Genomic DNA, 23688 nt, shown 5'->3' with positions numbered 1-23688 from the left:
GAGATTAGCAGAGCAAGTAGCGTGGTGAAAGCCTACCCCTCCAACATCCGCTTTAAAAGCTCGACATCCTCCGCGAAGGCGACATCACGCTCCATCAATTCCTGAACGCGGGAGACGGCATGCATGACCGTCGTGTGATCACGATTGCCAAATTTACGCCCGATTTCCGGCAGGGAGCGGCTGGTGAGATGCTTCGCGAGAAACATTGCAACCTGTCGGGGCCGTGCCACAGCGCGCGCGCGCCGGGCTGACGACATGTCCGTCAGGCGGATATTCCAGTGCTCCGCCACTTTTCGCTGGATTTCCTCAATCGTCACGCGCCGGTCATGCGCTTTGAGGATGTCATGCAGCACATCCTGCGTGTTTTCGAGCGTGACGGGCCGCCCGAAAAGATTGGCATGGGCGATGAGGCGGTTCAGCGCGCCTTCAAGCTCACGCACATTGGAGGTGATTTTATGTGCGAGAAACTCAAGCACCTTGCCCGGCACGACAACGCCGGAAGCCTGGGCCTTGGCTTCCAGAATGGAGATGCGCAGCTCGAACGTTGTGGCATGGATGTCCGCCACCATGCCGCATCCCAGCCTTGTGCGCAGGCGATCCTCCAACCCTGAGAGGTCTGACGGTGATTTATCCGCGCTGACGACAATCTGACGGCCCGCATCCACCAGGGCATTGAAAGTATGGAAAAATTCTTCCTGCGTATTGTCCTTGCCGATCAAGAACTGCAGGTCATCTATCATCAGCACATCGACACTGCGGAGATGCTCCTTGAACTCCATCGTCGATTGGGAGCGGATCGCCGCGATGAAGCGGTACATAAATTTTTCTGCCGACATATAGGCGACGGAGACACCCCCCGCCTGCGTCAATTCTGAGCCGATAGCGTGCATCAGATGGGTTTTGCCCAACCCGACCCCACCATAAAGGAAAAGGGGGTTGAAACCGGGGCTGGAAGGTTTCTCCGCCACGCGCCGCGCACAGGCATAGGCAAATTCATTCGGTTTGCCGACCACGAAGCTGGAGAAGGTGAATCGTGGGTCCAGCGGCGCGGCGAGGTCGTGTCGTGCTTCCGGGCCTGGGTTGGAAGGATTTTCCTCGCCCATCTCAACGCGATCCCGCGGCGTTGATGCGGCAGGTGTCGAGTCGGGCGCGGGTTCCGCTATTGGTACGGCGGTTGCCGGGCGGACGACCTGTAATTCAACGCGTCGGACGAGCGCATTTTCAGCGCGCCATAAAGCTTCGAGCCGGTCACCATACTGGCCGCGAATCCAGTCCCTCAGAAAGCGCGTCGGCAGGAAAAGCGTGACCTCATCTTCCTCCAGCGGGCCGAGGACGATTTGCAGCAGCCACGTTTTATACTCAACATCCCCGATCTCGGCACGCAGGCGCTCACGCACTTTAAGCCATTGTTCCGCAAGCTCTTCCGTTGAGCCTTCGACGCAGTTGAAGGCCGCCGCCTGTACCTTACCTGGACCCTCTTCCGCCATATGAACCTCGGACATTGCCATGCTGACCCGTTGCACTGTTTTGCATCAGGAACCGGACCCGTGCACGACAATTTTCAGAAAAACAGAAATCTATGAAAGCCGCCGTGAAGGGACAAGCCTCGCGAAAAAAGTTGAATTTTTTCTTAAGGGGTCAAAAATAAAGCGAGCACATCCGCGAAGATGTTGCTCGCTTCAACGGGCATCATAAAGCCCCTTCGCCAGGCTGAAGGCGTTTAAGCGGAGGCCAGCGCCTTGATCCGCGCCGACAGACGGGACAATTTGCGTGACACGGTGTTGAGGGAGACAACACCCTTACCGACAGCGCGCTGCATCTCCGGCTGCGCCGCACGCAGAGCCTCACGCGCAGCGTCCTTGTCACCGGCCAGAATCGCCGTCTCGACTTTTTTCACGAAGGTGCGCACACGAGAGACGCGTGCCACGTTTCGCGCGCGGCGACGCTCATTCTGACGGATACGCTTGCGCGCGGATGCGGTGTTAGCCATGTTCTCTTTTCAGCCCTGTCCTGCTATTGGCCGGTTGACCCTGTGACGATGCCCCAAATGCCGTCCTCGCTGTGACGACTTTCGAAACACCGATGTTTCGGAGCCGATTTATCCAGTATCACGGCACAGGTCAAGCATTCTCTTACCCGAAACGCGGTCTCATCGCGTATCCTGGCAAAGTGGGCAGTAAAAACTGGAGCGTCCCCCCTGCACGGCCCGGCGGATCACCCCTTTGCGCGACAGGTGGGCACATTGAGGGCAGTCCTGCCCGGCACGGTCATAGACAAGGTGCAAGTCCTTATACCCGCCCTTCTCGCCATCGGCGCCGACATAATCCCGTAATGTCGAGCCGCCCGCCGCAATCGCTGCCGCCAGCACCTGACGTGTTTCCCTGACAATAAAGGAGATCTCCCGAACGGTCAGCTCACGCCCTTTCGTGAATGGATTGACCCGCGCACGGAAGAGGATTTCGCAGACATAAATATTGCCGAGCCCGGCCACGACGCGTTGATCCAGCAAAATGGCCTTGATGGCGGCGGATTTTCGAGAAATGGCGGCCGAAAGATAGTCCGGGGAAAATGCCTCACTCATCGGCTCCGGCCCTAAAAGGGCGAGAGATGGCCAGTTCCTCTCATCTTCCGTCCGTATCAGGTCAATCGCGCCGAAACGACGCGGATCGACAAAGCGCAACTGCAAACCGTCGGGAAAATGGAAAATCACATGCGTGTGGCGGGCGCGCGTCGCATCCGTGTCAGTGAGAAGAAAACGACCGGACATGCCGAGATGCACGATGATGCTGTCGCCCCGATCCGTCCTCATGATCATATATTTTCCGCGGCGCGTCAGTTCTGTCACGCAGGCACTGGCGAGGCGTGCGGAAAAATGCGGGTCGATCACGCGGCGCAAGCCAGCGCGGATGACGTCAACGGATTGGATGCGGGATTTCAGAACACGTCGCGCAATGCCCTGCAAGATTGTTTCAACTTCAGGAAGTTCCGGCACTTTATGCTGACCCGTCTTGAAAAGAGGCGATGCCGAGAGGGTTTGATGAACCGCAAAGCCCGTCCCTGAACGGACGTCGCGCGCCGCCCGCTCTGCAGGGGCTTTCTATATGGCACTGGCATCCGGGCGCGCAACACGATATTAAAGACACTTATGAGAGAGATATCTGCACATGATACGCCCCCGCCCATCGGCACACTTGATGAGGATGTGACGGATTTCGGTTTCCGCAGCGTCCGCAAGGATCAGAAGAAACCTCTGGTGCGCGGTGTATTTGACAGTGTCGCAAAGCGCTATGATGTCATGAATGACGTGATGTCACTCGGCATTCACCGCGTCTGGAAATCCATTTTCATCCGGTCTCTTCTGCCACGGCCCGATATGACGCTGCTTGATCTGGCTGGTGGCACGGGTGACATCTCTTTCGGCTGGCTGCGTCATGGCGGTGGCCCCGCCATTCTGACGGACATCAACGAGTCGATGCTCCGTGTCGGGGAGGAGCGCGCGGCTGAGCGCGGGCTGACGGGCAGAATGTCTTTCTGCGTCGTGGATGCGGAGGCCATCCCCCTGCCCGATTGCAGCGTGGACCGCGTCGCCATGGCTTTCGGGCTGCGTAATTGCACGCAGAAAGATGCGGTGCTGGCCGAGGCCTTTCGGGTATTGAAACCCGGTGGACGTTTCTGCTGCCTCGAATTTTCCCATGTTGAAGTCGCTGCCTTGTCCACGATCTATGATTTGTGGTCCTTCAAAGTCCTGCCGCGCATGGGTCAGGTGATCGCGAAGGATGCGGCGAGCTATCAATATCTGGCGGAAAGCATCCGCACCTTCCCGGATCAGGAGACGCTGGCCAATATGATGCGGGAGGCCGGGTTTGAACGCGTGAAATATCAGAATCTGACGGGCGGCATCGCCGCGATTCATACGGGTTGGCGCCTATAGACATGCTGAAACGCATCCTTCTCATCATCACAGGGGGGATCGCCGCCTATAAGGGGCTGGCTCTGATTCGCCTGCTCAAAAAAGAGGGGCATCACGTCGATGTCGTGCTGACGGAGGGCGCCCTCAAATTTGTGACGCCGCTTTCCGTGCAGGCGCTGGCGGGCACAGAACCGCATACCGCGCTTTTTTCCCCGACGGAAGAAAGCCGCATTGGGCATATCGCCCTGAGCCGTGACGCCGATATAATTGTGGTTTATCCCGCCACCGCGAACATCCTCGCTAAAATGCGCCATGGTTTCGCGGATGATCTCGCCTCAACCATCCTCCTCGCCACGGATAAGCCGATCTATGTCGCGCCAGCGATGAATCATCGCATGTGGAACCATCCCGCAACGCAGCAGAATGTTGAAGCCCTGGCGGCACGCGGCGTACACTTTATCGGGCCGGAGGAAGGTGACATGGCCTGTGGCGAATATGGCCCAGGCCGCGCCGTTGAACCGGAAAAACTCGTGCAGATCATCCTTGAGAACGGCGCGAATGAGGTTGCGGACATCGCCAGCGGCCTGCGCGTGCTTGTCACGGCCGGGCCGACCCATGAAGCCATCGACCCGATCCGTTACATCGCCAACCGCTCATCCGGCAAGCAAGGTTACGCGATTGCCGCCGCCTTCGCGCAGAGTGGAGCACAGGTGACGTTGGTGAGTGGCCCAACATCGCTCCCTGCCCCTGAAGATGTGGCGCGCATCCATGTGACCACGGCGGAAGAAATGCTTTACGCGTGCCGACAGGTTGGCTCGGTCGATATCGCTGTCTGCGTCGCGGCCGTGGCGGATTGGCGCCTTGAAACATCTTCGGCGCATAAGCTGAAAAAAGGGGACGACGAGCGTTTGCAGCTCTCTCTGGTTAAAAACCCTGATATTCTGGCCATGATTTCACAACCGGGCCCGTCGCGCCCTTCTCTTGTCATTGGTTTCGCGGCGGAAACAGACGATATTCAGCAGAATGCGGCGCAGAAACGGACGCAGAAAAATTGCGACTGGATTGTTGCGAACGGTGTCGATGCGCAAAATGCCCCTTTCGGGCAGGATGATAATACCGTCACAATCATTGATGAAACCAGCACCGAGACTTGGCCAGGTCTCCCAAAAAAGGAGATTGCTGCGCGTCTCGTGCAGCGCGCCGTTAAAACGGTTCGTTCCCGAACTTCCCACTCCATATGAGGTCTTCCATGCCTGTAACTCAAGACATGACAAGCGGCCTCAAGGTTCGCGTCGTGCGATTGCCACATGCGGTGGGGCTTGCCCTCCCACGTTACGCCAGTGACGGCGCGGCCGGATTTGATTTTATCGCGGCAATTGAGGCGGATATTGTCCTTGCACCGGGCGCGCGCGCCTTGATCCCCACCGGCCTCAAACTGGCATTGCCGCACGGTTACGAATTGCAGATCCGCCCGCGTTCCGGCCTCGCCCTCAATAACGGTGTGACGCTGCCGAACACGCCGGGCACGATTGATGAGGATTATCGGGGTGAGGTCAAAGTCATCATGATCAATCTCGGCACGGAACGTTTCGTCATCTCGCGCGGGATGCGGATCGCCCAGGGTATTATCGCGCCCGTGACGCGTCTGGAGTGGCAGGAAGTTTCAACTCTCGACGAGACATTGCGTGGCGAAGGGGGCTTCGGGAGCACAGGCGCCGCGCACTGAAACCATGACCTGATGTCAAACGGAAGAGCGGTGGAAGCTGATGAAAACGCACCGATCGGGAATAAAGGCGGATCCGCTTCTCGGACTTTTATGGGTGGTGGCGCTTTTTTTCATGTCGTTTTCTCTGCTGGCATGGGCACCCCGGCAGACAGCCCCCTTAGCTTCGGAAAATGCCGTCCCGATGGATGCGGAAGGGCTTGAAGTTTTCTCCGCCTTTCTCGTTACGCTACTGCGTATGGTCATGGCGCTTCTTATCAGCCTGCCCGTCTCCTTCATCCTGACATCATTGGCGCGGCGACGCCATGTCCCGGGTGTGACGCTGTCGGCACTGCTTGACCTGTTGCGTTGTGCGCCCTTTATCGGGCTGATCGCGGTTTTTGCCTTCATTAACTACGATCTTGCGATCATCCTCGCCACCGCCACGAGTTTTGCCGTCCAGGTCGGCTATGTATCGCGCTTATCGGCGGCGGAAACACCCCCCGCCCTGATTGAACTCTGCCGGGCACTGGGATTGACACGTTGGCAAATGTTCTGGCGGTGCAAGGCCCCGATTTTGACGCCCGGCATCATCGTCGCGCTCGGTGCGGCCATGCCTCTCGCGTGGCTGACCCTGGTCGGCGGGGAATTCATTCTTTCAAGCCGGGAGAGTCACGTTATCTCTTTGGGGCTGGGCAGCCTCCTGCGAAATGGCTTTGAAGAAGGCCGCGCATCGATCTGGATTGGCGCTTTGGTCGCCACCGCCATCCTCGTGCTCGGCTTCGAATGGATGGTGATCAACCCGGCGCGACACTGGTCACAGCGCTTCCGGCTTCAAGCCGCCATGCTTGCGGAGGAGAGTCGTTTTTACAGTTTTTTTCATCGCAGATTGGCCTCCAGCCTCTTCTTGAAATTTCTGCATCGTCAGGCGCTTTCCCTCGCCAATCGGCGTTTGCGGCACACGAGGGTGGCGCAGCATCATGACCCGACGCATCAATCTGCACCGCCCGCGCGCGCAAAGCTGCTTCCCGCGATTTTAATCGTAATTTGCGGGCTTATAATCGGGTATGACCGAGAAATTTTTCTGTCCTTTCACATCCGGCTTGAGATTTTAGCTTCCCTCGCTGAAACGGCATTCATTGTGCTGCTGGCATCGGCCATCGCGCTAGCGATCTGGCTCCCTCTCAGTGTTCTGATGCGCAGGCGGGTCGCGGCGCAGCGACCTGTCCCCCGTTTTCTGAAATTTTGGATGATCTTCCCGACATTCCTTTTGTTCCCGTTTTTAACGGATCTTCTCCCTGCATATGATTTCCCGCCTCTGACACTGACGCTCCTGCTCGTTTTTCTTTCAATCCAGGCGGGGGTTGCGGTGCGTTGTTTCGAAGCTTTCCAGCAATTCCCGACCGATCTGCTGGAGGTTGCGCGCAATCTCAATGTGCGCGGTATTTTATGGTGGCGGAAAGTGTTTCTGCCCTGCGTCACACCCTCAATGCGTCAGAACCTGGCGCATAGCGTGGTGATGGGGTGGCACAACGCCCTCCTGGCGGAGTTGGTCGTGGCCCTTCTCACCCCGGCCCGCGCCCCCGCTTTGGGCGGCGATCTGATTCAGGCCGTGACGCGCGGAGATGTGGCTGAGACCTTGATGCTCTTCATGCTCGTGACGGCCACCGCGTGGCTCTGTGTCCGCTTGATTGAACAAGACCCGTCGGAGGCGACCTGATGCATGTGCGCTCCAAAATAATCGCGTCCTCCTATCGAAATAAGGATGAAGGAGTGAAAACATCATGATGGAACCGCTTCTCTCCATTCGTGATTGCAGCAAAACCTTTCATAATGAAGGTCATAAGGATATCTCCCTCCTGGAAGATATCAATCTCGACCTCTATCCTGATGAAATTGTGGGACTTGTCGGGCGTGCCGGGTCGGGGAAATCGTCTCTCCTGCGTATCGCGGCGGGGCTGATACCCCCAACCTCCGGGAGTATTTACTGGAAAGATCAGGCGCTGCACGGGCCGACGCCGCATATCGGCATTGTCTTACAGTCATTCGCGCTCTTCCCATGGTTATCCGTTGCGGAAAATGTGATGCTCGGTCTGCAGGCCCAGCGTTTCCCGCCGCCGGAATGTGAGACGCGGGCGCAGCGCATGATCGACCTTATCGGGTTGGGCGGCTATGAAAACGCGATGCCGCATGAATTATCGAAATCCATGCTGTTGCGCGCCAGTCTCGCGCGCTCCCTCGTCATGGGGCCGGAGGTTCTGCTGCTTGATGAGCCTTTTGCTGATCTCGACGTCCTCAGCGCGGAAAATCTCCGCACCGATTTGATTTCCCTCTGGACGGAGAAGCGCCTGCCCACCCGTTCCATTCTGATCGTGACGCATAATATTGAGGAGGCCGTCCTCCTCTGTGATCGCATCCTGCTTTTCTCATCCAATCCGGGCCAGATCGAACATGAGCTTGAAGTGCCCTTCATGCATCCGCGCAACCGGAATGACCTGGCCTATCAAGGTTTTGTCGACCATATTTACACCATCCTGACCCGCCGCACGCCGATCGTCTCTGAAGCTGAATTACCAGCGGAAGAGTCCGGACTGCGGAAAATGGAAGCACCGCCGTCGGTTGTTCTGCCCGCCATACCGGTTACGCTTCTCGTCGGGTTGCTGGAAGCGGTCGCGGCGGCGCCCTTTAATGGTCGCGCGGATTTGCCGCCGTTGGCGACGAGCCTGCAAATGTCGCTTGATGATCTCTTCGCAATTGGCGACTCGCTGCATCTTCTTGGGCTGGCGGAGCTTGAGGATGGTGACATCATCCTGACGGATCTCGGAAGCCGCTTTGTTTTATGTGATCATGACGGGCGCAAAGATATGATCGGGACCAGCCTTCTTCACACCGTCCCGCTCATTCGGCAGATCCGTGCGGCTCTGGATGAGGCGCCCTCTCATGTCATTGAAAAAAGCACCTTTCTGGAAGCCATGCGGGAGACGATGTCCTCCTCCTACGCCGCGCAGACATTACAGACCGCCATCAATTGGGGTCGCTACGGGGACCTATACGATTTTGATGAAGAGACAGATCGTTTCCGACTCATTGACCCGGATTAACGTGCGTTGCGGCCTTACATATCGTCACGCATGAGGGACAGGAATTGCCGACGCGCTTTTTGCAGTTTCGGCGCGACGACCGCATTGCAATAGGCGTTTGACGGATTCCGCGTGAAGAAATCATGATGAGAGGCTTCCGCTTCCCAGAAACGGGCGGGGCCGCTGATTTCCGTTACCACATCCGGGCCCCATAAATCGGGTGATTGCGCCTCCTTTAAAGCCGCCTCCGCCGTCAGGCGCTGCTCTGGCGTGAGGGCAAAAATGATGGAGCGGTATTGCGTGCCGACATCATTTCCCTGGCGGTTGAGCTGAGTGGGGTCATGCGTCAGAAAGAAAATCTGAAGGAGCTGACGGTAGGAAATGACGTCCGGATCAAAAACGACCTGCAGGACTTCCGCGTGACCCGTTTCACCCGTGCAGACGGATTTATAATCCGGGTGCGCCATCTGCCCGCCTGCATAACCGGGTAGCACGCTTTCAACGCCCTTCAGCTTCTGAAAAATCGCTTCCGTGCACCAGAAACACCCATTCCCGAATAAAGCGACCTCGGTCTCACGCATTTTGATCCTTTCCGGCCATTCTCATCCCACGCACCGCTCTTAACATTAAGAGCCTCTCTCCCCATATCACGATGCCCCTCCCCCTTATGCAAGGGTGGCGCCGAATTTTCAGGACGCCATCACAGTAAAATCGGATGTGACTTGCTTCATGGCGATGAGGGTATTATCAGCGTCGAACATTATCATGACATGCCCCGCCTGGCTGGTTTGATCAATTCAGCGAGGAGACATCGCCGAGGATTGCCCATGCCCGTCTATCGCTCCCGCACCACCACTCACGGCCGCAACATGGCCGGCGCACGTGCCCTGTGGCGCGCAACGGGGATGACCAATGCGGACTTTGATAAGCCGCTGATCGCCATCGCCAATTCCTTCACGCAATTTGTGCCCGGCCATGTTCATTTGCGCGATCTCGGGCAGATCGTGGCGCAATCCGTGGCGGAGGCCGGGGGGATCGCGCGGGAGTTCAACACGATCGCGATTGATGACGGGATCGCGATGGGCCATGGCGGGATGCTTTACAGCCTGCCATCCCGCGAGTTGATTGCCGATTCTATTGAATATATGGTCAATGCACATTGTGCCGATGCGCTCGTCTGCATCAGTAATTGCGACAAGATTACACCGGGCATGTTGATGGCCGCCCTGCGACTCAACATCCCCGTTATTTTTGTATCTGGCGGGCCGATGGAAGCCGGGAAGCTTAACCGGCCCGGCATTAACCATGCGCTGGACCTCGTTGACTCCATGGTCGCCGCGGCCAACCCCAACGTCTCCGACGCGGACTCCGCCGCGATTGAAGAGGCAGCCTGCCCGACTTGTGGCTCCTGCTCCGGCATGTTCACCGCAAATTCCATGAATTGCTTGACCGAGGCGTTGGGTCTCTCCCTTCCCGGCAATGGCAGTCTCCTCGCAACCCATGCGGCGCGGCGGGAGCTTTTCGTGCAGGCCGGGCATGTGATCGTCGAACTGGCCAAACGTTATTATGAGCAGGATGATGCTCGCGCCCTGCCCCGGACCATCGCGAATAAGCAGGCTTTTGAAAATGCGATGAGCCTCGATATCGCCATGGGGGGCTCAACCAATACGGTGCTGCACCTCCTCGCCGCTGCGCGGGAGGGGGAAGTTGATTTTCACATGCAGGATATCGATCGCCTCTCCCGCCTTGTGCCCAATATCTGCAAAGTCGCCCCTGCCAAAGCCGATGTGCATATGGAAGATGTCCACCGCGCAGGGGGTGTGCCCGCCATTTTGGGGGAGCTTGATCGCGCGGGGTTGATCCATCGGGAGGCCTTAACCGTCCACGCGCCGAGTTTAGTGGAAAGCCTTGCGACGTGGGACGTCGTCAATGGTCATGAAGCCGCTGTGAACCGTTTCCGCGCCGCGCCGGGCGGGGTGCGCAGCGCGCAAGCCTTCTCGCAGGCAAGCACCTATCACAGCCTTGACCTTGACCGGAGTCACGGCGTCATCCGAGATCGCGCCCATGCATTTTCCCAGGATGGGGGGCTTGCCGTGCTCTATGGAAATCTGGCTGAAGATGGGGCCATCGTCAAAACGGCTGGTGTTGCGGAACGGCTTCTCACCTTCTCCGGCCCGGCGCGCCTGTTTGACAGTCAGGAAGATGCTGTTTCCGCCATTCTTGGGGGGCGGATCACCCACGGGGATGTGGTGGTCATCCGCTATGAAGGGCCGCGCGGCGGGCCGGGTATGCAGGAAATGCTCTACCCGACCAGTTATCTTAAATCCAAAAACCTCGCAGAAACCTGCGCCCTGATCACGGATGGACGGTTCTCGGGAGGGAGTTCGGGCCTGTCGATCGGACATATTTCGCCGGAAGGCGCTGAAGGGGGGCTGATTGCTTTGCTGGAAGAAGGCGATCAGATCGAAATTGACATCCCGCAGCGTCGGATAACCGCCTTACTGAGCGACGCAGTCATCGCCGCGCGCCGGGCGCGTATGGAGGCGCGCGGTCCCGCTTCCTGGACGGCCAAGCGTACCCGTCATGTTTCAGGCGCGTTGAAAGCCTATGCCGCGATGACGACGAGTGCCGCGCATGGTGCGGTGCGGGATGTCACCACCCTCACCCCTTTGCCCAAACGCCTTTGAAAGTCTGACGCGCGGTGACCTGCCCGCGCCTCAGTTGATCGCGTTCAGGCGGGCCACGGCTCTTTCCAGACGGGCAATATCATCCGCAAAGCTCGCCGCGCGGGCGCGATTTTCCTCGACGACTTCCGGTTTCGCGCGCTCGATAAAGGCCGCATTGGCGAGCTTCTTCTCGACCTTCTCCAGCTCACTGCGCGCCTTTTCGATTTCCTTCTCCACGCGGTTTTTCTCAGCAGCAATGTCGATCAGGCCCTCAAGGGGCATGACCAATGTCGCCCCCTGCAGGACGCTGAGCGCGGCCGAACCAGGCGGAGCACCATCGAGCATGTCGATTGTCGCAAGCCGCGCCATTCTCTCAATGACGGGGCGCCACACTTCAATGCGTGCCGAAACTCCCGCATCCGCCTCCTGTAGAAACACCGCGATCTTCTGACCTGCCGGCACGTTCATCTCCGCCCGCAAAGCCCGGATTTCTGAGATGAGCGCGATGATCCATCGGACTTCGTCAATCGTAGGGTCACTCTGCGCATTCTCCGTGAATTTCGGCCAGGCTTCGGAGGGCAATGCATTTTGATGGCCGAGATTTTCCCATAGCACACTGGTGACGAAGGGAATAACCGGGTGCAATATCGTGAGAATTCTGCTCAGAACGTGAGACGCAACCCCCTGGATCTCACCCCGCGCAACAACATCCTCACCTGCAAAGAAGGGCTTCGCAAATTCAAGGAACCAATCGCAGAAAATATTCCAGACAAAGCGATAAGCCTGCCCCGCATATTCATCGAAACGATAATGATCAAGCGCCTGCTGCGCCGCGCTTAAGGCCATATCAGCCTCTGTCAGAAGCCATTTTGCCACGGAGGTCCGCACCGCAGCCGGGTCAAAAGCCGGGTCAGCTTTAACGCCATTCATCTCGCAGAAACGCGCCGCATTCCATAATTTCGTAATAAAACTGCGATAATCCTCGACCCGCTTGCGACCAAAGCGGATATTACGACCCGGCCCCGCCAGCGCACAGATCGCCATGCGCGTCGCATCCGCGCCGTACTCCGCGATCAACTCCAGCGGGTCCAGCCCGTTACCTTTGCTTTTCGACATTTTCTGGCCGTGCTCGTCACGCACAAGCCCATGAATGACAACCGTTTCAAAGGGCGCTTTGCCGGTAAAGTGCAGCCCCATCATCATCATGCGGGCTACCCAGAAGAAGATGATATCGAAACCGGTCAGAAGCACGCTGGTTGGGTAATATCGCGCCAACTCCGCCGTCTTCTCCGGCCAGCCGAGTGTTGAGAAAGGCCATAAAGCGGAGCTGAACCAGGTGTCCAGCACATCTTCATCCTGCGTCAAAGCCACGTCACGCCCGTAATGCGCGCGGGCCTTCCGGCATGCGCCCACATCGTCATGCGCCACGAAGACCGTGCCATCAGGGCCATACCATGCCGGGATGCGATGCCCCCACCATAATTGGCGGCTGATGCACCAGGGCTGAATATCCCGCATCCAAGCGAAGAACGTGTTTTCCCATTGCTGGGGCTCAAATTTGACGGCTTTATTTTCGACAGCCTGTATCGCGGGTTTTGCCAGCGTCTCAGCATCACAGAACCATTGCGTCGTCAGGCGCGGCTCCACCACGGCCCCACCCCTCTGGGCATGCGGCATGCTGAGGCGATGCGGTTCCACTTTGATGAGGAAACCCATCTCCTCCAATTTCGCGACGATCTGCTTGCGCGCTTCGACGCGATCAACGCCCTCCAGCGTCTTAATAAAAGCAATATCCGTGACGTCCGGCACGTCGCGCAGATCACCCGCAATTTCTTCAAGCGTTACAGCCGCACGCGCATCGAGAATGCTCGGCATGGCGAGGTTGTGACGTCGGCCGAGCGCGAAATCATTGAAGTCATGCGCCGGGGTGATTTTCACCGCCCCCGTCCCTTTTTCAGGGTCGGAATAAGTGTCCGCAACGATGGGGATCTCACGCCCGACAAGCGGTAGGAAAACGGTCTGCCCGATCATCTCGCGGTAACGCGCATCGTCAGGATGCACGGCGACCGCCATGTCGGCGAGCATTGTTTCGGGACGTGTCGTGGCAACCGTGATCTGCCCGCCATTTTTCAGCGGGTAGGCGACATGCCACATGGAACCATTGACGTCCCGGTTCTCAATCTCAAGGTCGGATATTGCCGTGCCGAAGACCGGGTCCCAATTGACGAGCCTCCGGTCTCGATAAATGAGTTTCTGCTCATAAAGCGTGACGAACACCTCCCGCACAGCGCGGGAAAGCCCATCATCCATCGTGAAGCGCTCACGCGTCCAGTCTGCTGAGGCGCCGAGTTGGCGAAGCTGGGAGACGATTGTGCCACCGTAAGTTTCTTTCCAGTCCCAGACGCGGCGCAGAAACGCTTCGCGACCGAGCGCCGTGCGGGAGTGCCCCTCCGCCGCAAGCGCTTTCTCAACGACGAGTTGTGTGGCGATGCCGGCATGGTCCGTGCCAGCCTGCCAAAGCACATTGCGGCCTTCCATACGCTTTGCACGGATAATAATGTCCTGAAGTGCAAAATTAAGTGCGTGGCCGAAATGGAGAGAACCCGTCACATTTGGCGGCGGAAACATAATGGTAAAGGCTTCACCCCCCTGCGCGGGGTTCGCCTTGAACAGCCCGGCATCCTCCCATTCCTTGTAAAGGCGCGCTTCATATTTGGAAGGATCGAAGGACTTATCCAGCATGGCATACCTATAGAGTGGGCAATGTTAACAGCGAGCCCATAGCAAAAAAACCCGTTTATGGCACCCTGCAAACCGGTGTCGGGATGGATAAAGCGTTAATAATGGGTGCGGGTTGATCAGAGTGCGACGTGATCCACCGGGCCTGATGGCTTTAACGGCCTGGCTGCTGGGTGGCGACGTCGCTGATACCCCATAATTTATGCCTCACGGCTTTGTAATAGGCCTTCTCATCATAAAGCGGCACATTGATTTTGAGATCAGCGGCGGTGAGGCGTCCGATTGCGGCGGCAACCGTGTAGGATGACTTCACGAGCCCGGCAAGATTCTGGATAAGGGCTGTCTGAGATTGTAAAAGTGTCTGCTGCTGTTGCAGAACGGCAAATGTCGTCGCTGTGCCCACGACGGCCTGCTGTTCAATCCCGTCCAAAGCAACGACGTTGGCGTAAATCGCCTCACGATTGCTGGTGAGGGAGTCACGATAGGCACGCATCTGCTGCCAGTTCGCTGACGCAAGCTGCGCGGCGCGCCGACGTTCCACATCGGTTGCACGGCGCGCCGCCAGATATTCCTGCCGCGCCTCGCGCACGGCCGCATATTCCGCGCCACCCTGGTAAATCGGAAGGGACAACGTCAACAAAGCGTATTTATTGTCGGTTTCAAGGCTGCCATAGCCCTGATTTTTGACGCGCTGATAGGCCGCGGTTGCGGAAATCTGCGGCATCAGCGCCGACATCGCGACCGAAAAAGCATCCCTCTTCGCCGCCTGGGTGAAAAGGGAGTTGATGACGTTCGGGCTGTTTTCCCCCGCCATGCGCACGATTTCAGCTTCATTCTTCAACGGGATGATGAGAGGCTGCGGCGCTTTGAGGTTTGGCGCGGCGGGAATACCCACGACCTGAAGATAAGTCGCCTGCGCCGCCTGCAAACTGCCCTCCGCATTGCGGAGATTCGCTTCAGCATAGGATACGGCGGCCTGCGCCTGCGCGACATCCGTCTTGGTGATTTCACCATCGCGGAAACGGATACGTGTCGCCTCAAGCTGTTGTGAGAGGACGCGTTTATTATTCATGTTGATCTGAAGAAGCTGCTCCGCCTGCACCACGCCGATATAAGCATCAACTGTATCAAGAAAAACCTGTTGCTCCGTCGCGATAAGCTGCGCGCGCTCGGCGCGGACGGTGTTCTCAGCCTGATGCGTTTTCGCGGTGGTTTTACCACCCTGGTAGATCGGCTGCTGGATGGTCACACCGGCAGAATAACCAGGCGTCGCATAGGATCGGTTTGAAGCTGGCGTACCGAAGGGGGAACCGGGTGACGCAGACTGCGCCCCGTAAGCATTGAAACCTTTATAATAGCTGCCGGCAAGATTGGCCTGAATGGTCGGGCGCCATCCCGCCAGGGCTTCCGGCACCTGCTCATCCGTCGCACGAAGCTTGGCGCGCTCCTGCTGCAAGGTGGGATTTGTGAGATAAGCCGATGCGAGGGCTTCCTGCAAAGTATGGGGAATGAATTTCGGCGCGCCCGCGCCGTCATAGGTTTGCCCCAGCGCGGTCCCTGAGCTGCATATTGCCAAAAGTCCCAGACTAATTGACGTGGTCGGCTTTACCGCGCGCATCATGATCCTGTCGTGCCCCTATGTCCGTCACCCAGCATAACCCGCTACAAAGCAACCCACCATAGCGAGAGTGAGAACATACTACGCCCGCCGATTTAGGAAAATGAAAAAGGCGTCCCCCTTCATGATCACTGCGTTTTGCCCTTGACGTGTGGCGGGAGATAAAGAGATATAGGCGCCACAGCCGAGGTCCGGTGGCAGAATGGCTATGTAGCGGACTGCAAATCCGTCAATGTGGGTTCGATTCCCGCCCGGACCTCCACCTTGTTAAAAAAATGCGGGTTTTTCAGCACTTTAGGAAATTGTTTTACAGTTTTGGATGCGCTGTTTTACAGTTTGTCTTCATAATGCAATCAATGACGATCAACGATTGAACTCCCGCCGAGCTGTTATTTGTCGCTCTCAAACCACGATAAGTTCGGCCGAGCTCACTCTTCGTAGCGCCGTTTGAGGCTCTGATGCTGCGGTTTGCGCACCTTTCGACATTCTGAAAGAGGAATAAAGATGGGATTTCTTGCGGAAGCTGAATTGGACTGTCTGCGCATAGTTAACGCGGCGCTCCACATTGTGGGCGAAAATGAATTCGTGCCTCAGCCCCCGAGTCAGTTGGAAGAAGACGAATTTTTGAGAAGCCAAATTCGGAAAACCAATATCGACGCAAACTTCAGATTTTCCGAAACATCCTCGACTCTGGATCAGATTGAACGGATTGCGAGGTGTGAGGACGACTTCAATACCGGTGCGCAGAATTTATCCAAAGCATTTGCAAAATTACATAGTAAGACGAGTATAGATGGCGCCTTTTTCATTTTCGAGCTTGCAACTGATGATGATAGGGTAAAGATTTTCAGCCTCATAAAATTTGATTATGAAAAAGCACTTGAACAAGTCGGTGGTAGCGGGGAAACGCGCTTTAGGTTGATAACGCGCGCTATAGTCGCTGGTAAACGAGCCGTGCAGAAATCAGCCTTGATCAAAGTGGTTGACGGAAAAGCGAATTCATCTCTCAGTGCATATGATCGGATAAAATCGAATACGAATATCGGAGATTACTTTGCGAAATATCTGGATGCGTCTCAGGAAAGGAGCGACGAGCAACTAACAAAGGAAGTTGTAAAGCTTGTCCTCGAAACTTTGACTGAATGCTCTTCTCTTTTGCCTGGGAACGACGTTAAAGCAGCGTTCAATCGAGCAAAAGCACATTTGGCTGATCGAACGATAGATGATGACGCCACGCTCGACGCCATATTATCTGGCGCGGATCATCCAGACGACGAGAGAAAGATCAACCGTTTTGAACAGTGTTTGCGGCGCAAGTTAAAAAGCTTCAAGTTAGAGGGATTGTCGTTCAAGCCAAACCGAACAATTCTCAGGAGGCCTTCATATCAAAGACTGGAGACCTGTGAGGGCGTCAACATTTTGTATCGTGAGGGCGCCCCTGCCGAGACGATCCATCGAGAGCCCACTGATGAAGGCGGAGAGATCATAACAATTTGCACCAAAAAGGTGACTAATGTCCGAGTCCTCCCTGAAAATGCTCGCCTCGAAGTTAAATCGCTGCTGCATTGAAGGAATCGTCGTCAGCGAAAGAACGGAACATATAACGCTTGCTAATCTATCCGCGGATTTGGCAAGAGAAATTGCAGGCAGCTTTCAAGAAGTCGGTTGGACACTCTCTGTATATGATGGTGCTGACTCTGCTTGTGAAATCCCGGACATTATGGAGGCATTATGTCCGTATCGGGTAAGCGTGCAGAAACCCAGTTGCGCGTCAGGAGAAATCCTTTTCTTGTCTACGGCAGGATTTAGAGACTGGCTTAATAGTCCTACGAAAGCGGATCTCGTCGTCGTGGTCGGTTTAGACGAGATAATTTCTACGGAAAGCACACAATTTGTTCCTTACGGGGCGTCCCGAGATCCCAGGAGGGGCTCGGTCTCCTTTTGTAATCCACGCAAGCTCGTGCGAGAGTACTCCTCGAAACGCAAAGTACCTCAATCTATCGAATGTTGGCTCCTGTCCGACCCGGCGAGCTGGGGCGAGTCTGTCCAATTTAAACTGTGGGCCAGTTATTCTACACGAGCTATCCTGCTGTCCCTAGCGAATGAGATTGATGAAGAAACTGAATCCTACGTATTCAAGGGAACTCCACGTTTGGCGTTAAAAATGCTCAAGAGTGACTTCGAGCTCGAAACCAGCTTAGACGAAAAAAATTTTGAGAATCTTCAGGCTGCTGGCCGATGGGTTTACGAGTCAGATCGCGAGGCAGAGGTTAGACATACACTTTTTTCCTCGGAGCTAGCACGCAACGGAGTCGGCAAAACTGACGCGGTCGCGTGCATCAAAGAGTCGTCAGCTGAAGCGTTGGATGGTGCCAAAATTGCTTACCAGATGTTGGTGGCTAAAATGAGCGCCGACAATCTAAAGGCGCTGGCCGATCTGCGGAAAGCCTTGATTGAGGAAATGAGCAAAATTGGAGACGCTTCCCGACAAGTAGCTCAGGCTGTCGCGTCAGCCCTATGGGCCGTGCTCGGTGCAGTGGCGGCTCGTATTACTGTCGAAACGCCTTTCATTCTTATCGTGCCCATATTGATGATCGCCTGCATTTACGTCTGGACGGTTATCTATACAGGATTAAAATTCATTGCTTTTCAAGAGGACCGACAGGGAGTTTGGCGCACCCAAATCTACAGCTTTTTGTCAAAGAGTGATTTCAAAGAGATGGTGCTTGACCCTAGTGGTAAAGCTGCATCGTCTTTCAAAATTGCGGCGAAGATCTGCGGCTTCGCAACAACGTTGATCTCCATTGGTATCGGCTTCATCATGATTAAGGCTCATAAATGAGTTGTCCCACTCATCCCCCCCTCCTACTCAAAGCCCGGAAGGCCTCATCCGCCATACGTTCCTGGCTGACCTGTTTCGTATAGCGGGACACTTCAGAGAGTGTTTTATGGCCGGTGATTGCGGCGATCTGGTGGGGTGTGCAGCCCGCTTCCGCGAGGCGCGTCGCTGCGGTTTTTCGGAGTCCGTGGGGCGTCAGGGCTGAGGAGAGACCGGCGGCGCGGACCCAATCGACAAAATTATTGTAAAATCCGTTGGCACTGTAAGGCTTCGGGCGGAGCCTTTCCGCCGTCAGGAAGCTCGGATGACATTTCGGGCAAAGATTGAGCGCCGTCCTGAGAGGTGGCAGGATAGGAATAGCAAGGCTCGTGCCCGTCTTTTCCTGAGTGAATCTGAGATAATCCCCATCAACATGTCGCCAACCGAGACGCACAATGTCGCCGCGCCGTTGACCCGTATAAAGCATGAGGAGGAGCGCGCACCGCTGCTTTGTCCCCTCACCCCAGTAAGCGAGATATTGCGCGACTTCCTCCTCCGACCAGCTACGCTGCCCCTCCTGCGCCTCCCTCAACAATTTGATACCGAATGTCGGGTCGGTCGCAATTAATTCCTCATCGATGGCGAAGCGAAAAATGGCCCGTAGCAGTTTCAGTTCACGATTGGCGGCGGCGGGTCGATCCGCAATTCTGTCGCGGATTTTGCGGATATGCCGACGCTCGAAATCCTTAAGCTTAAATTGCGCGAAAGCCTCTTTCTGGATGCGCGTCAGGATGTTTCGATAGGTGTTTTTCGTTGACGCGCGCAGCCCTTGAAAATGCGGCGACCTCATCCAGGCGGAAATACATTGGTCGAGCGTGTCATGCGGCAAGGTCGGTATTTCACGCGGCTTTTCCGACGCTGCGAGGGCGTTGTGATAAGCGGATAAAAAGTTCGGGTGGTTTTTATCGGGCAGGCGGAGGCTGGGATGGCCCTTGCGACGAAAATAGGTGCGATAACCGCCACAACGATCTTTAACTGTTTGAAGATATTTAAGCTTCAGAAGCATAAAATGTCGTCAAGTGAGATGACATTCGAGACCGAATCCTCACCTTGCTCAACGTTCGTCTCTCTCTGACTCAGTTTCTCGACGTAAGCATCGATATCTTCACGATAAAAGCGGACGGATCGGCCAATTCGGATCGCCCTCAAGGCCGGACGCACCGCATTGCGAAAATGCAGTTCAGAGATATCGAGATAACGGGCCGCGGACGTCGCCGACATCATTTTCGGCGGGTAGGATTGATAGCTCATTCCCCCCTCCCTCGCCCGCTGAAGTGGCGCCGAATATCCGCATAATCATTTGGTAAAGAGCGGACATTACGGCGATTTCGAGGCCCAGATAGGCGCCGCTTATGAAGATGATTTCATTTGGCGTCATAGGCTTCACACTCAGATATGGCGTGCGCCAAAGCATCGTAACGCCGCTTGAGCTCGCGGCGGGCAAGCCAATTGAGTAACCGGCGGCGCTCGCGCGGCGGTGCATCATTGAGAGCGTGCCAGCTTCGCGCCAAGGCGGCGCGTTGATGTGCGATTTCTGGATAAAAGATCTGAAAGGTCACGGCGCCACCTCCCCCAACGCCTCGGCGATGCTCATCCAGGCGCGGGGCACGGGGCTGAAATTGCCGGTGTGCTGAAACGCACCATTGCACCACCGATCCGGCCGGATTTCATCGACCCAGAGGACGAGGCACTCCTCCCCCTCACCTGGTTTGCCCTCATGGAAGGGTATCCATCGGTCATCGAGAGCCGCGGGAAGCGGACGGAAGGCCACGACCTCATCATAGAGCTCGCCGTAACGCGAAAGCAGCCATGCGGGGGCCACGTCAATATGGCCGTCCTCATAGCGGACAAACACGTCGCCGATGGCGGGCGAGTAACGGGTAAGATCGTGCCAGCCCGGCCTCACGGAGGGTTGCGGGTCAATGACGTCGGGCGAAATTTTAAAATAATTCTTCGGAACAAGCGATGACATCTCATCCTCCGTGAAAGATGAGTTATTGCTACCGTTGGTAGCAGTTCGAAGTCAAGCTAATTTGCGACTATTCGTAGCAAATTCTCTGCGTTGGGGTAACGCCACGTTGTGATTTTCCTATTCATGGTGGCATCATGAGGCATGTCAAAGCTTGATCAGGCCCGGATTCATCTTCTTTAACTGGTTGCGAAGCGCGGGACTAATCTCGCTTCCGTCTCTCGGGCTATCGGGCGTAACCACGCCTACCTGCATCAGTTCATCAATCGCGGCTCACCTCGCTAATTAAGCGAGACTGAGCGTGACAAGCTTGGTGCATATTTTAGCGTTTCTCCGGACAGCTTTCGGTCAGTCCCGAAAAACCGGAGCGTTGATCGGGCATTCGAAGGATTAAGAAAAAGTCGAATGGCTTCTCGCAAGCTTCAGATCTAGGAATATGATGCTTCGGCAGCATGGAGCGAAAATCTCCTCAATAGCGGTCGGGAAAAAGACGGCCTGCACGCTATCGACCATTGGACGCTTCCTCGAAGCTTTGCTTCGGGCTTTCTCAAAAATCTGGACTCGCTCGCGATCGTGAGAGTCGCGGGCGACAGCGCAGAGCCGGAATATCAGGCAGGCGAACGCATCCTGGTTGATCGTTCTCAAGTTGCACCCTCGCCTCCAGGGATCTACTTTTTGTGGGACGGATTCGGGCTCATTTTGAAACGGGTCGAAGTGATTTTCGGAGATGGAATACCCGTGAAATTGCGCGTTTCCAGCATCAATCAAGCCTACAAAGCGTGCGAACAAGCGCTGAACGGAGTTCGCATCTTTGGGCGCGTGGTGGGTAAATGGCAGTGGAAATGATAAGGGAGAATTTTACCTTGATTCAGCTCTCATCAGCCTCAGACATAGCTTTGAGAAGTGCGGTCGCCCTTCTCCGCTGCGCCTGAGACATGTCTCGCCAAGTCTCTAACCATCGTATCTCCTGCTCAACGTGCGTGAAGTCCGCCGCGAAACGCTTGAGAGACACAATTGCCGGCTTCTCCAAGCCCCCATCAATGTGCGACGCACTCACATGGGCGCGTAAACAATGCTTACCGAGAAACATCGTGAAATTTCTTGAGGCCGCCTTTGAAAGGCGCGCCTATGTCTCGACTCGTGGACTTCGGGACGATCCATGAGCGACATGCTTCACAGCTGAGTCACTTAGACCTGCCATCAAACTCAGTCGGCGTCGCGAAACACCGACATCCGCACACAGTGCGTCAAGAATTTGCAGTAAATGGTCCTCATTTTGCGCGTCACTCAAGGGAGCGTCCTTTCGCGACCGGCTAAGACCTTCGCTTCAACATGGATTCCATGAGCGTCAACACGATGGCCTTATCGTCATCCGATAATCTTCGCCACAAAGCCAGCAGCTCGGCCTCGTCCGATGGAACGTCGCTGCCGGACTTGTCGGATACGCCACCATAAACAAGGTAATCGACGGTGACGCCGAAAAAATCTGCCGCGGCTTTTACAATGTCGAAGTTACCGTCGCGGAGATCAAGCTCCATGAGGGAAAGGTAGGGACGTCCAACCCCTATCGCCTCGGCTGCCTCCACTTGCGTTAATTTCCGCTGTTTTCTGAGGGCCCGCAGCCGCGCGCCGAACGTATTTTGCATTCGGGCAGCATAGGATAGGCGCGTCAAACCTGCGTTCCGCATCTGTAGCAATTTACGTTGACAGAATATTGCTTCTTTTGGTAGCAAAAACCATGGATATGAAATTCGTCATCAAGGCAGGCGGTGGATCGCCCAAGCTCGCCAAAGCTTTGGGTCTCAAATTTCATGGTTCTGTCCTCAAATGGAAACGCGTCCCTGATAGGCATCTGGTGAAGATTGAACAAATAACGGGCATACCCCGTGAAGCGTTGCGGCCCGACTTATATATCAGGCAACCCCAATTGGCGCCGGATGAGGATGAAGCGGAACGTAAAATCATTTCCATTCCGTCAAACGCGTCCAGGAAGTCGGGCTGATGATCGAACGCTTTGCGTGTCCGTCCTCACAGCCACTCGCTCCGAAAATCATCACCCCCGCCCTCCGGACGGCCGGAAGCGCAACTCGCACTCCGTCCGCCAAGGGGAGCGAACCCCTCACCGCCTGTCAAAAGCCCGACGCGTCAATAATCATCTTCTTCATCGTCAAACAGCCTCACCCCCGTCCTGTCAGACGTGGTCAGCTTTTTGCCATCAACGACACGTATGACGGATCTGAAGAGATCGACGATGTAGGTTCGTTCCGGATTTTCCGTCCGGTTCAGGCCGATAGGCTTGCCCTCCACGACGGAAATTGTTTCTGCAATTTTCCATATAAGACCCTCGCGGGTCATGTTCCTCGTCATTCCAACTTACCTTTTACTGTATATAATACGCAAAAAATCGCTCATATCGCGAGTCCTGCGCTGAATTACAGCTTATACCATTTTATAAATCGTCAAAACGCGGAATTCATTCACGGCTCATTCCATAAGTCTTGTCGATTATCCCACAACTTAACTTGAGATAAGCAAATTTTACCGTGACGAGAGGAGGTTTTATGCGCACGAACTTAAGCAATGCTTTATTTTTTGGCGATCTGACGACCTCATTTAGGCAAATTGATAAGCGAGACGTCTTTCCTCTCCTGCGCGCCAGGATCGGCTTTCATCACGGTGCGCAGATGGAATTCGCGCGCGCACACGGATTGTGCCACGTTCGGGTCAATCAAGCCCTGAACTCGGTTTTCCGCGTCATCCCCAATGACATTCTTGAGGCTGCCGGCATCAGCCGCGTTGAGGCCTATTTTGATTTGCGGGGCACGCCTTGATGTCGGCTGAAATCCGCGTTGACAACGTATCCAAAGCCGATCCGGCACCAAAGCAAGCTGGCGGGATCGACGCCACGCGTCTCATATCCATCATCCTTCGCATTGAGCGGTTGGAGGAAGAGCGGAAAGCCATCGGTGGCGACGTGAAGGACATCTTCGTTGAAGCCAGGTCATCGGGCTTCGACATCAAAGTGCTCAAGCACTTGTTGCGTATCCGCCAACAGAACCCGGCAGATGTGGAGGAGGCTGAAAACCTGCTCGACATCTATCGACACGCTTTAGGCATGTGAGGCTG

General features: G+C 55.9%; 24 protein-coding genes and 1 tRNA gene. 13 read left to right on the top strand and 12 right to left on the bottom strand.

The window, feature by feature from the left end:
* Positions 1-32: 32 nt before the first annotated feature.
* The 3 genes from dnaA to mutM form a co-directional block, all read right to left on the bottom strand.
* Entirely contained in the window at positions 33-1502 is a 1470-nt protein-coding gene (gene dnaA, locus CGLAMM_RS07305; protein WP_418115518.1) for a chromosomal replication initiator protein DnaA, read from the bottom strand.
* Between the two features lie 218 nt (positions 1503-1720).
* Positions 1721-1990, bottom strand: coding sequence for a 30S ribosomal protein S20 (rpsT, locus tag CGLAMM_RS07300; protein WP_319807436.1), 270 nt, complete (start codon positions 1988-1990; stop codon positions 1721-1723).
* 159 nt (positions 1991-2149) lie between these two features.
* A complete protein-coding gene (gene mutM / locus CGLAMM_RS07295) occupies positions 2150-2992 on the bottom strand; it encodes a bifunctional DNA-formamidopyrimidine glycosylase/DNA-(apurinic or apyrimidinic site) lyase (RefSeq protein ID WP_394819793.1) in 843 nt (280 codons plus the stop codon).
* A gap of 153 nt (positions 2993-3145) precedes the next feature.
* Here mutM and CGLAMM_RS07290 point away from each other — a divergent pair, with 153 nt between their 5' ends.
* From CGLAMM_RS07290 to CGLAMM_RS07270, 5 genes are all read left to right on the top strand, one after another.
* Entirely contained in the window at positions 3146-3931 is a 786-nt protein-coding gene (locus tag CGLAMM_RS07290; RefSeq protein ID WP_394819792.1) for a class I SAM-dependent methyltransferase, read from the top strand.
* A gap of 2 nt (positions 3932-3933) precedes the next feature.
* Positions 3934-5151 carry a bifunctional phosphopantothenoylcysteine decarboxylase/phosphopantothenate--cysteine ligase CoaBC gene (coaBC, locus tag CGLAMM_RS07285; protein WP_394819791.1) on the top strand — a complete coding sequence of 406 codons (1218 nt, stop codon included), beginning with the start codon at positions 3934-3936 and terminating at the stop codon, positions 5149-5151.
* Positions 5152-5159: 8 nt separating this feature from the next.
* Positions 5160-5636, top strand: coding sequence for a dUTP diphosphatase (gene dut / locus CGLAMM_RS07280; RefSeq protein WP_394819790.1), 477 nt, complete (start codon positions 5160-5162; stop codon positions 5634-5636).
* 112 nt (positions 5637-5748) lie between these two features.
* On the top strand, positions 5749-7332 hold the full coding sequence (locus CGLAMM_RS07275) for an ABC transporter permease subunit (RefSeq protein WP_418115517.1): 1584 nt from the start codon (positions 5749-5751) through the stop codon (positions 7330-7332).
* Between the two features lie 64 nt (positions 7333-7396).
* The gene (locus tag CGLAMM_RS07270; protein ID WP_394819788.1) at positions 7397-8713 is read left to right on the top strand and encodes an ABC transporter ATP-binding protein; all 1317 of its coding nucleotides are present in this window, start codon (positions 7397-7399) and stop codon (positions 8711-8713) included.
* 14 nt (positions 8714-8727) lie between these two features.
* On the opposite strand, the gene msrA is transcribed toward CGLAMM_RS07270, so the two are convergent.
* The gene (gene msrA / locus CGLAMM_RS07265; RefSeq protein ID WP_394819787.1) at positions 8728-9273 is read right to left on the bottom strand and encodes a peptide-methionine (S)-S-oxide reductase MsrA; all 546 of its coding nucleotides are present in this window, start codon (positions 9271-9273) and stop codon (positions 8728-8730) included.
* Positions 9274-9519: 246 nt separating this feature from the next.
* On the opposite strand from msrA, the gene ilvD reads away from it, so the two are divergent.
* The gene (gene ilvD, locus CGLAMM_RS07260) at positions 9520-11379 is read left to right on the top strand and encodes a dihydroxy-acid dehydratase (RefSeq protein ID WP_418115516.1); all 1860 of its coding nucleotides are present in this window, start codon (positions 9520-9522) and stop codon (positions 11377-11379) included.
* 30 nt (positions 11380-11409) lie between these two features.
* Here the strand turns inward: ilvD and CGLAMM_RS07255 are convergent, their stop codons facing one another.
* Both CGLAMM_RS07255 and CGLAMM_RS07250 read right to left on the bottom strand, forming a co-directional pair.
* Positions 11410-14100, bottom strand: coding sequence for a valine--tRNA ligase (locus CGLAMM_RS07255; protein ID WP_394819786.1), 2691 nt, complete (start codon positions 14098-14100; stop codon positions 11410-11412).
* A 151-nt stretch (positions 14101-14251) separates the two neighbouring features.
* Positions 14252-15718: a TolC family outer membrane protein gene (locus CGLAMM_RS07250; protein ID WP_394819785.1), complete on the bottom strand. Its 1467-nt coding sequence runs from the start codon at positions 15716-15718 to the stop codon at positions 14252-14254.
* A gap of 185 nt (positions 15719-15903) precedes the next feature.
* Between CGLAMM_RS07250 and CGLAMM_RS07245 the strand changes: the two genes are divergently transcribed.
* From CGLAMM_RS07245 to CGLAMM_RS07235, 3 genes are all read left to right on the top strand, one after another.
* Positions 15904-15977 (top strand) — tRNA-Cys (locus tag CGLAMM_RS07245).
* A gap of 242 nt (positions 15978-16219) precedes the next feature.
* Positions 16220-17284: a nucleoid-associated protein gene (locus tag CGLAMM_RS07240; RefSeq protein ID WP_394819784.1), complete on the top strand. Its 1065-nt coding sequence runs from the start codon at positions 16220-16222 to the stop codon at positions 17282-17284.
* On the top strand, positions 17229-18557 hold the full coding sequence (locus CGLAMM_RS07235) for a hypothetical protein (protein WP_418115515.1): 1329 nt from the start codon (positions 17229-17231) through the stop codon (positions 18555-18557). Before CGLAMM_RS07240 ends, CGLAMM_RS07235 begins: the two co-directional genes overlap by 56 nt.
* 10 nt (positions 18558-18567) lie before the next feature.
* Here CGLAMM_RS07235 and CGLAMM_RS07230 read toward each other — a convergent pair whose 3' ends face one another.
* The 4 genes from CGLAMM_RS07230 to CGLAMM_RS07215 all read right to left on the bottom strand — a co-directional run bounded on the left by CGLAMM_RS07230 (position 18568) and on the right by CGLAMM_RS07215 (position 20565).
* Positions 18568-19599, bottom strand: a complete 1032-nt coding sequence (locus CGLAMM_RS07230) for a tyrosine-type recombinase/integrase (protein WP_418115514.1) — start codon at positions 19597-19599, stop codon at positions 18568-18570.
* Positions 19590-19844 carry an excisionase family DNA-binding protein gene (locus CGLAMM_RS07225; RefSeq protein WP_394819782.1) on the bottom strand — a complete coding sequence of 85 codons (255 nt, stop codon included), beginning with the start codon at positions 19842-19844 and terminating at the stop codon, positions 19590-19592. Before CGLAMM_RS07225 ends, CGLAMM_RS07230 begins: the two co-directional genes overlap by 10 nt.
* Positions 19845-19957: 113 nt before the next feature.
* A complete protein-coding gene (locus CGLAMM_RS07220; RefSeq protein WP_394819781.1) occupies positions 19958-20152 on the bottom strand; it encodes a hypothetical protein in 195 nt (64 codons plus the stop codon).
* Positions 20149-20565: a hypothetical protein gene (locus tag CGLAMM_RS07215; RefSeq protein WP_394819780.1), complete on the bottom strand. Its 417-nt coding sequence runs from the start codon at positions 20563-20565 to the stop codon at positions 20149-20151. The genes CGLAMM_RS07220 and CGLAMM_RS07215 overlap by 4 nt, the downstream gene beginning before the upstream one ends.
* A gap of 492 nt (positions 20566-21057) precedes the next feature.
* Here CGLAMM_RS07215 and CGLAMM_RS07210 point away from each other — a divergent pair, with 492 nt between their 5' ends.
* Positions 21058-21408, top strand: coding sequence for a S24 family peptidase (locus tag CGLAMM_RS07210; RefSeq protein ID WP_394820097.1), 351 nt, complete (start codon positions 21058-21060; stop codon positions 21406-21408).
* A 467-nt stretch (positions 21409-21875) separates the two neighbouring features.
* On the opposite strand, the gene CGLAMM_RS07205 is transcribed toward CGLAMM_RS07210, so the two are convergent.
* Positions 21876-22235: a helix-turn-helix domain-containing protein gene (locus CGLAMM_RS07205; protein ID WP_418115513.1), complete on the bottom strand. Its 360-nt coding sequence runs from the start codon at positions 22233-22235 to the stop codon at positions 21876-21878.
* A gap of 65 nt (positions 22236-22300) precedes the next feature.
* Here CGLAMM_RS07205 and CGLAMM_RS07200 point away from each other — a divergent pair, with 65 nt between their 5' ends.
* A complete protein-coding gene (locus CGLAMM_RS07200; protein WP_394819778.1) occupies positions 22301-22564 on the top strand; it encodes a YdaS family helix-turn-helix protein in 264 nt (87 codons plus the stop codon).
* Positions 22565-22707: 143 nt separating this feature from the next.
* Here the strand turns inward: CGLAMM_RS07200 and CGLAMM_RS07195 are convergent, their stop codons facing one another.
* The gene (locus CGLAMM_RS07195; protein WP_394819777.1) at positions 22708-22917 is read right to left on the bottom strand and encodes a hypothetical protein; all 210 of its coding nucleotides are present in this window, start codon (positions 22915-22917) and stop codon (positions 22708-22710) included.
* A 206-nt stretch (positions 22918-23123) separates the two neighbouring features.
* On the opposite strand from CGLAMM_RS07195, the gene CGLAMM_RS07190 reads away from it, so the two are divergent.
* Positions 23124-23393, top strand: a complete 270-nt coding sequence (locus CGLAMM_RS07190; protein ID WP_394819776.1) for a hypothetical protein — start codon at positions 23124-23126, stop codon at positions 23391-23393.
* The gene (locus CGLAMM_RS07185; RefSeq protein ID WP_394819775.1) at positions 23393-23683 is read left to right on the top strand and encodes a DUF2312 domain-containing protein; all 291 of its coding nucleotides are present in this window, start codon (positions 23393-23395) and stop codon (positions 23681-23683) included. The genes CGLAMM_RS07190 and CGLAMM_RS07185 overlap by 1 nt, the downstream gene beginning before the upstream one ends.
* The last annotated feature ends 5 nt before the right edge of the window (positions 23684-23688 follow it).

The organism is Sorlinia euscelidii (genome assembly GCF_036452135.1).
GTDB lineage: Bacteria > Pseudomonadota > Alphaproteobacteria > Acetobacterales > Acetobacteraceae > Sorlinia > Sorlinia euscelidii.
This window is presented reverse-complemented; position numbering and strand designations above follow the sequence as displayed.

Coding starts and splice junctions, on each gene's coding strand:
- dnaA (WP_418115518.1), bottom strand. CDS start 1,502: ATGTCCGAGGTTCATATGGCGGAAGAGGGTCCAGGTAAGGTACAGGCG.
- rpsT (WP_319807436.1), bottom strand. CDS start 1,990: ATGGCTAACACCGCATCCGCGCGCAAGCGTATCCGTCAGAATGAGCGT.
- CGLAMM_RS07290 (WP_394819792.1), top strand. CDS start 3,146: ATGAGAGAGATATCTGCACATGATACGCCCCCGCCCATCGGCACACTT.
- coaBC (WP_394819791.1), top strand. CDS start 3,934: ATGCTGAAACGCATCCTTCTCATCATCACAGGGGGGATCGCCGCCTAT.
- dut (WP_394819790.1), top strand. CDS start 5,160: ATGCCTGTAACTCAAGACATGACAAGCGGCCTCAAGGTTCGCGTCGTG.
- CGLAMM_RS07275 (WP_418115517.1), top strand. CDS start 5,749: ATGTCGTTTTCTCTGCTGGCATGGGCACCCCGGCAGACAGCCCCCTTA.
- CGLAMM_RS07270 (WP_394819788.1), top strand. CDS start 7,397: ATGATGGAACCGCTTCTCTCCATTCGTGATTGCAGCAAAACCTTTCAT.
- msrA (WP_394819787.1), bottom strand. CDS start 9,273: ATGCGTGAGACCGAGGTCGCTTTATTCGGGAATGGGTGTTTCTGGTGC.
- ilvD (WP_418115516.1), top strand. CDS start 9,520: ATGCCCGTCTATCGCTCCCGCACCACCACTCACGGCCGCAACATGGCC.
- CGLAMM_RS07255 (WP_394819786.1), bottom strand. CDS start 14,100: ATGCTGGATAAGTCCTTCGATCCTTCCAAATATGAAGCGCGCCTTTAC.
- CGLAMM_RS07250 (WP_394819785.1), bottom strand. CDS start 15,718: ATGATGCGCGCGGTAAAGCCGACCACGTCAATTAGTCTGGGACTTTTG.
- CGLAMM_RS07240 (WP_394819784.1), top strand. CDS start 16,220: ATGGGATTTCTTGCGGAAGCTGAATTGGACTGTCTGCGCATAGTTAAC.
- CGLAMM_RS07235 (WP_418115515.1), top strand. CDS start 17,229: ATGTCCGAGTCCTCCCTGAAAATGCTCGCCTCGAAGTTAAATCGCTGC.
- CGLAMM_RS07230 (WP_418115514.1), bottom strand. CDS start 19,599: ATGCTTCTGAAGCTTAAATATCTTCAAACAGTTAAAGATCGTTGTGGC.
- CGLAMM_RS07225 (WP_394819782.1), bottom strand. CDS start 19,844: ATGAGCTATCAATCCTACCCGCCGAAAATGATGTCGGCGACGTCCGCG.
- CGLAMM_RS07215 (WP_394819780.1), bottom strand. CDS start 20,565: ATGTCATCGCTTGTTCCGAAGAATTATTTTAAAATTTCGCCCGACGTC.
- CGLAMM_RS07200 (WP_394819778.1), top strand. CDS start 22,301: ATGGATATGAAATTCGTCATCAAGGCAGGCGGTGGATCGCCCAAGCTC.
- CGLAMM_RS07195 (WP_394819777.1), bottom strand. CDS start 22,917: ATGACCCGCGAGGGTCTTATATGGAAAATTGCAGAAACAATTTCCGTC.
- CGLAMM_RS07190 (WP_394819776.1), top strand. CDS start 23,124: ATGCGCACGAACTTAAGCAATGCTTTATTTTTTGGCGATCTGACGACC.
- CGLAMM_RS07185 (WP_394819775.1), top strand. CDS start 23,393: ATGTCGGCTGAAATCCGCGTTGACAACGTATCCAAAGCCGATCCGGCA.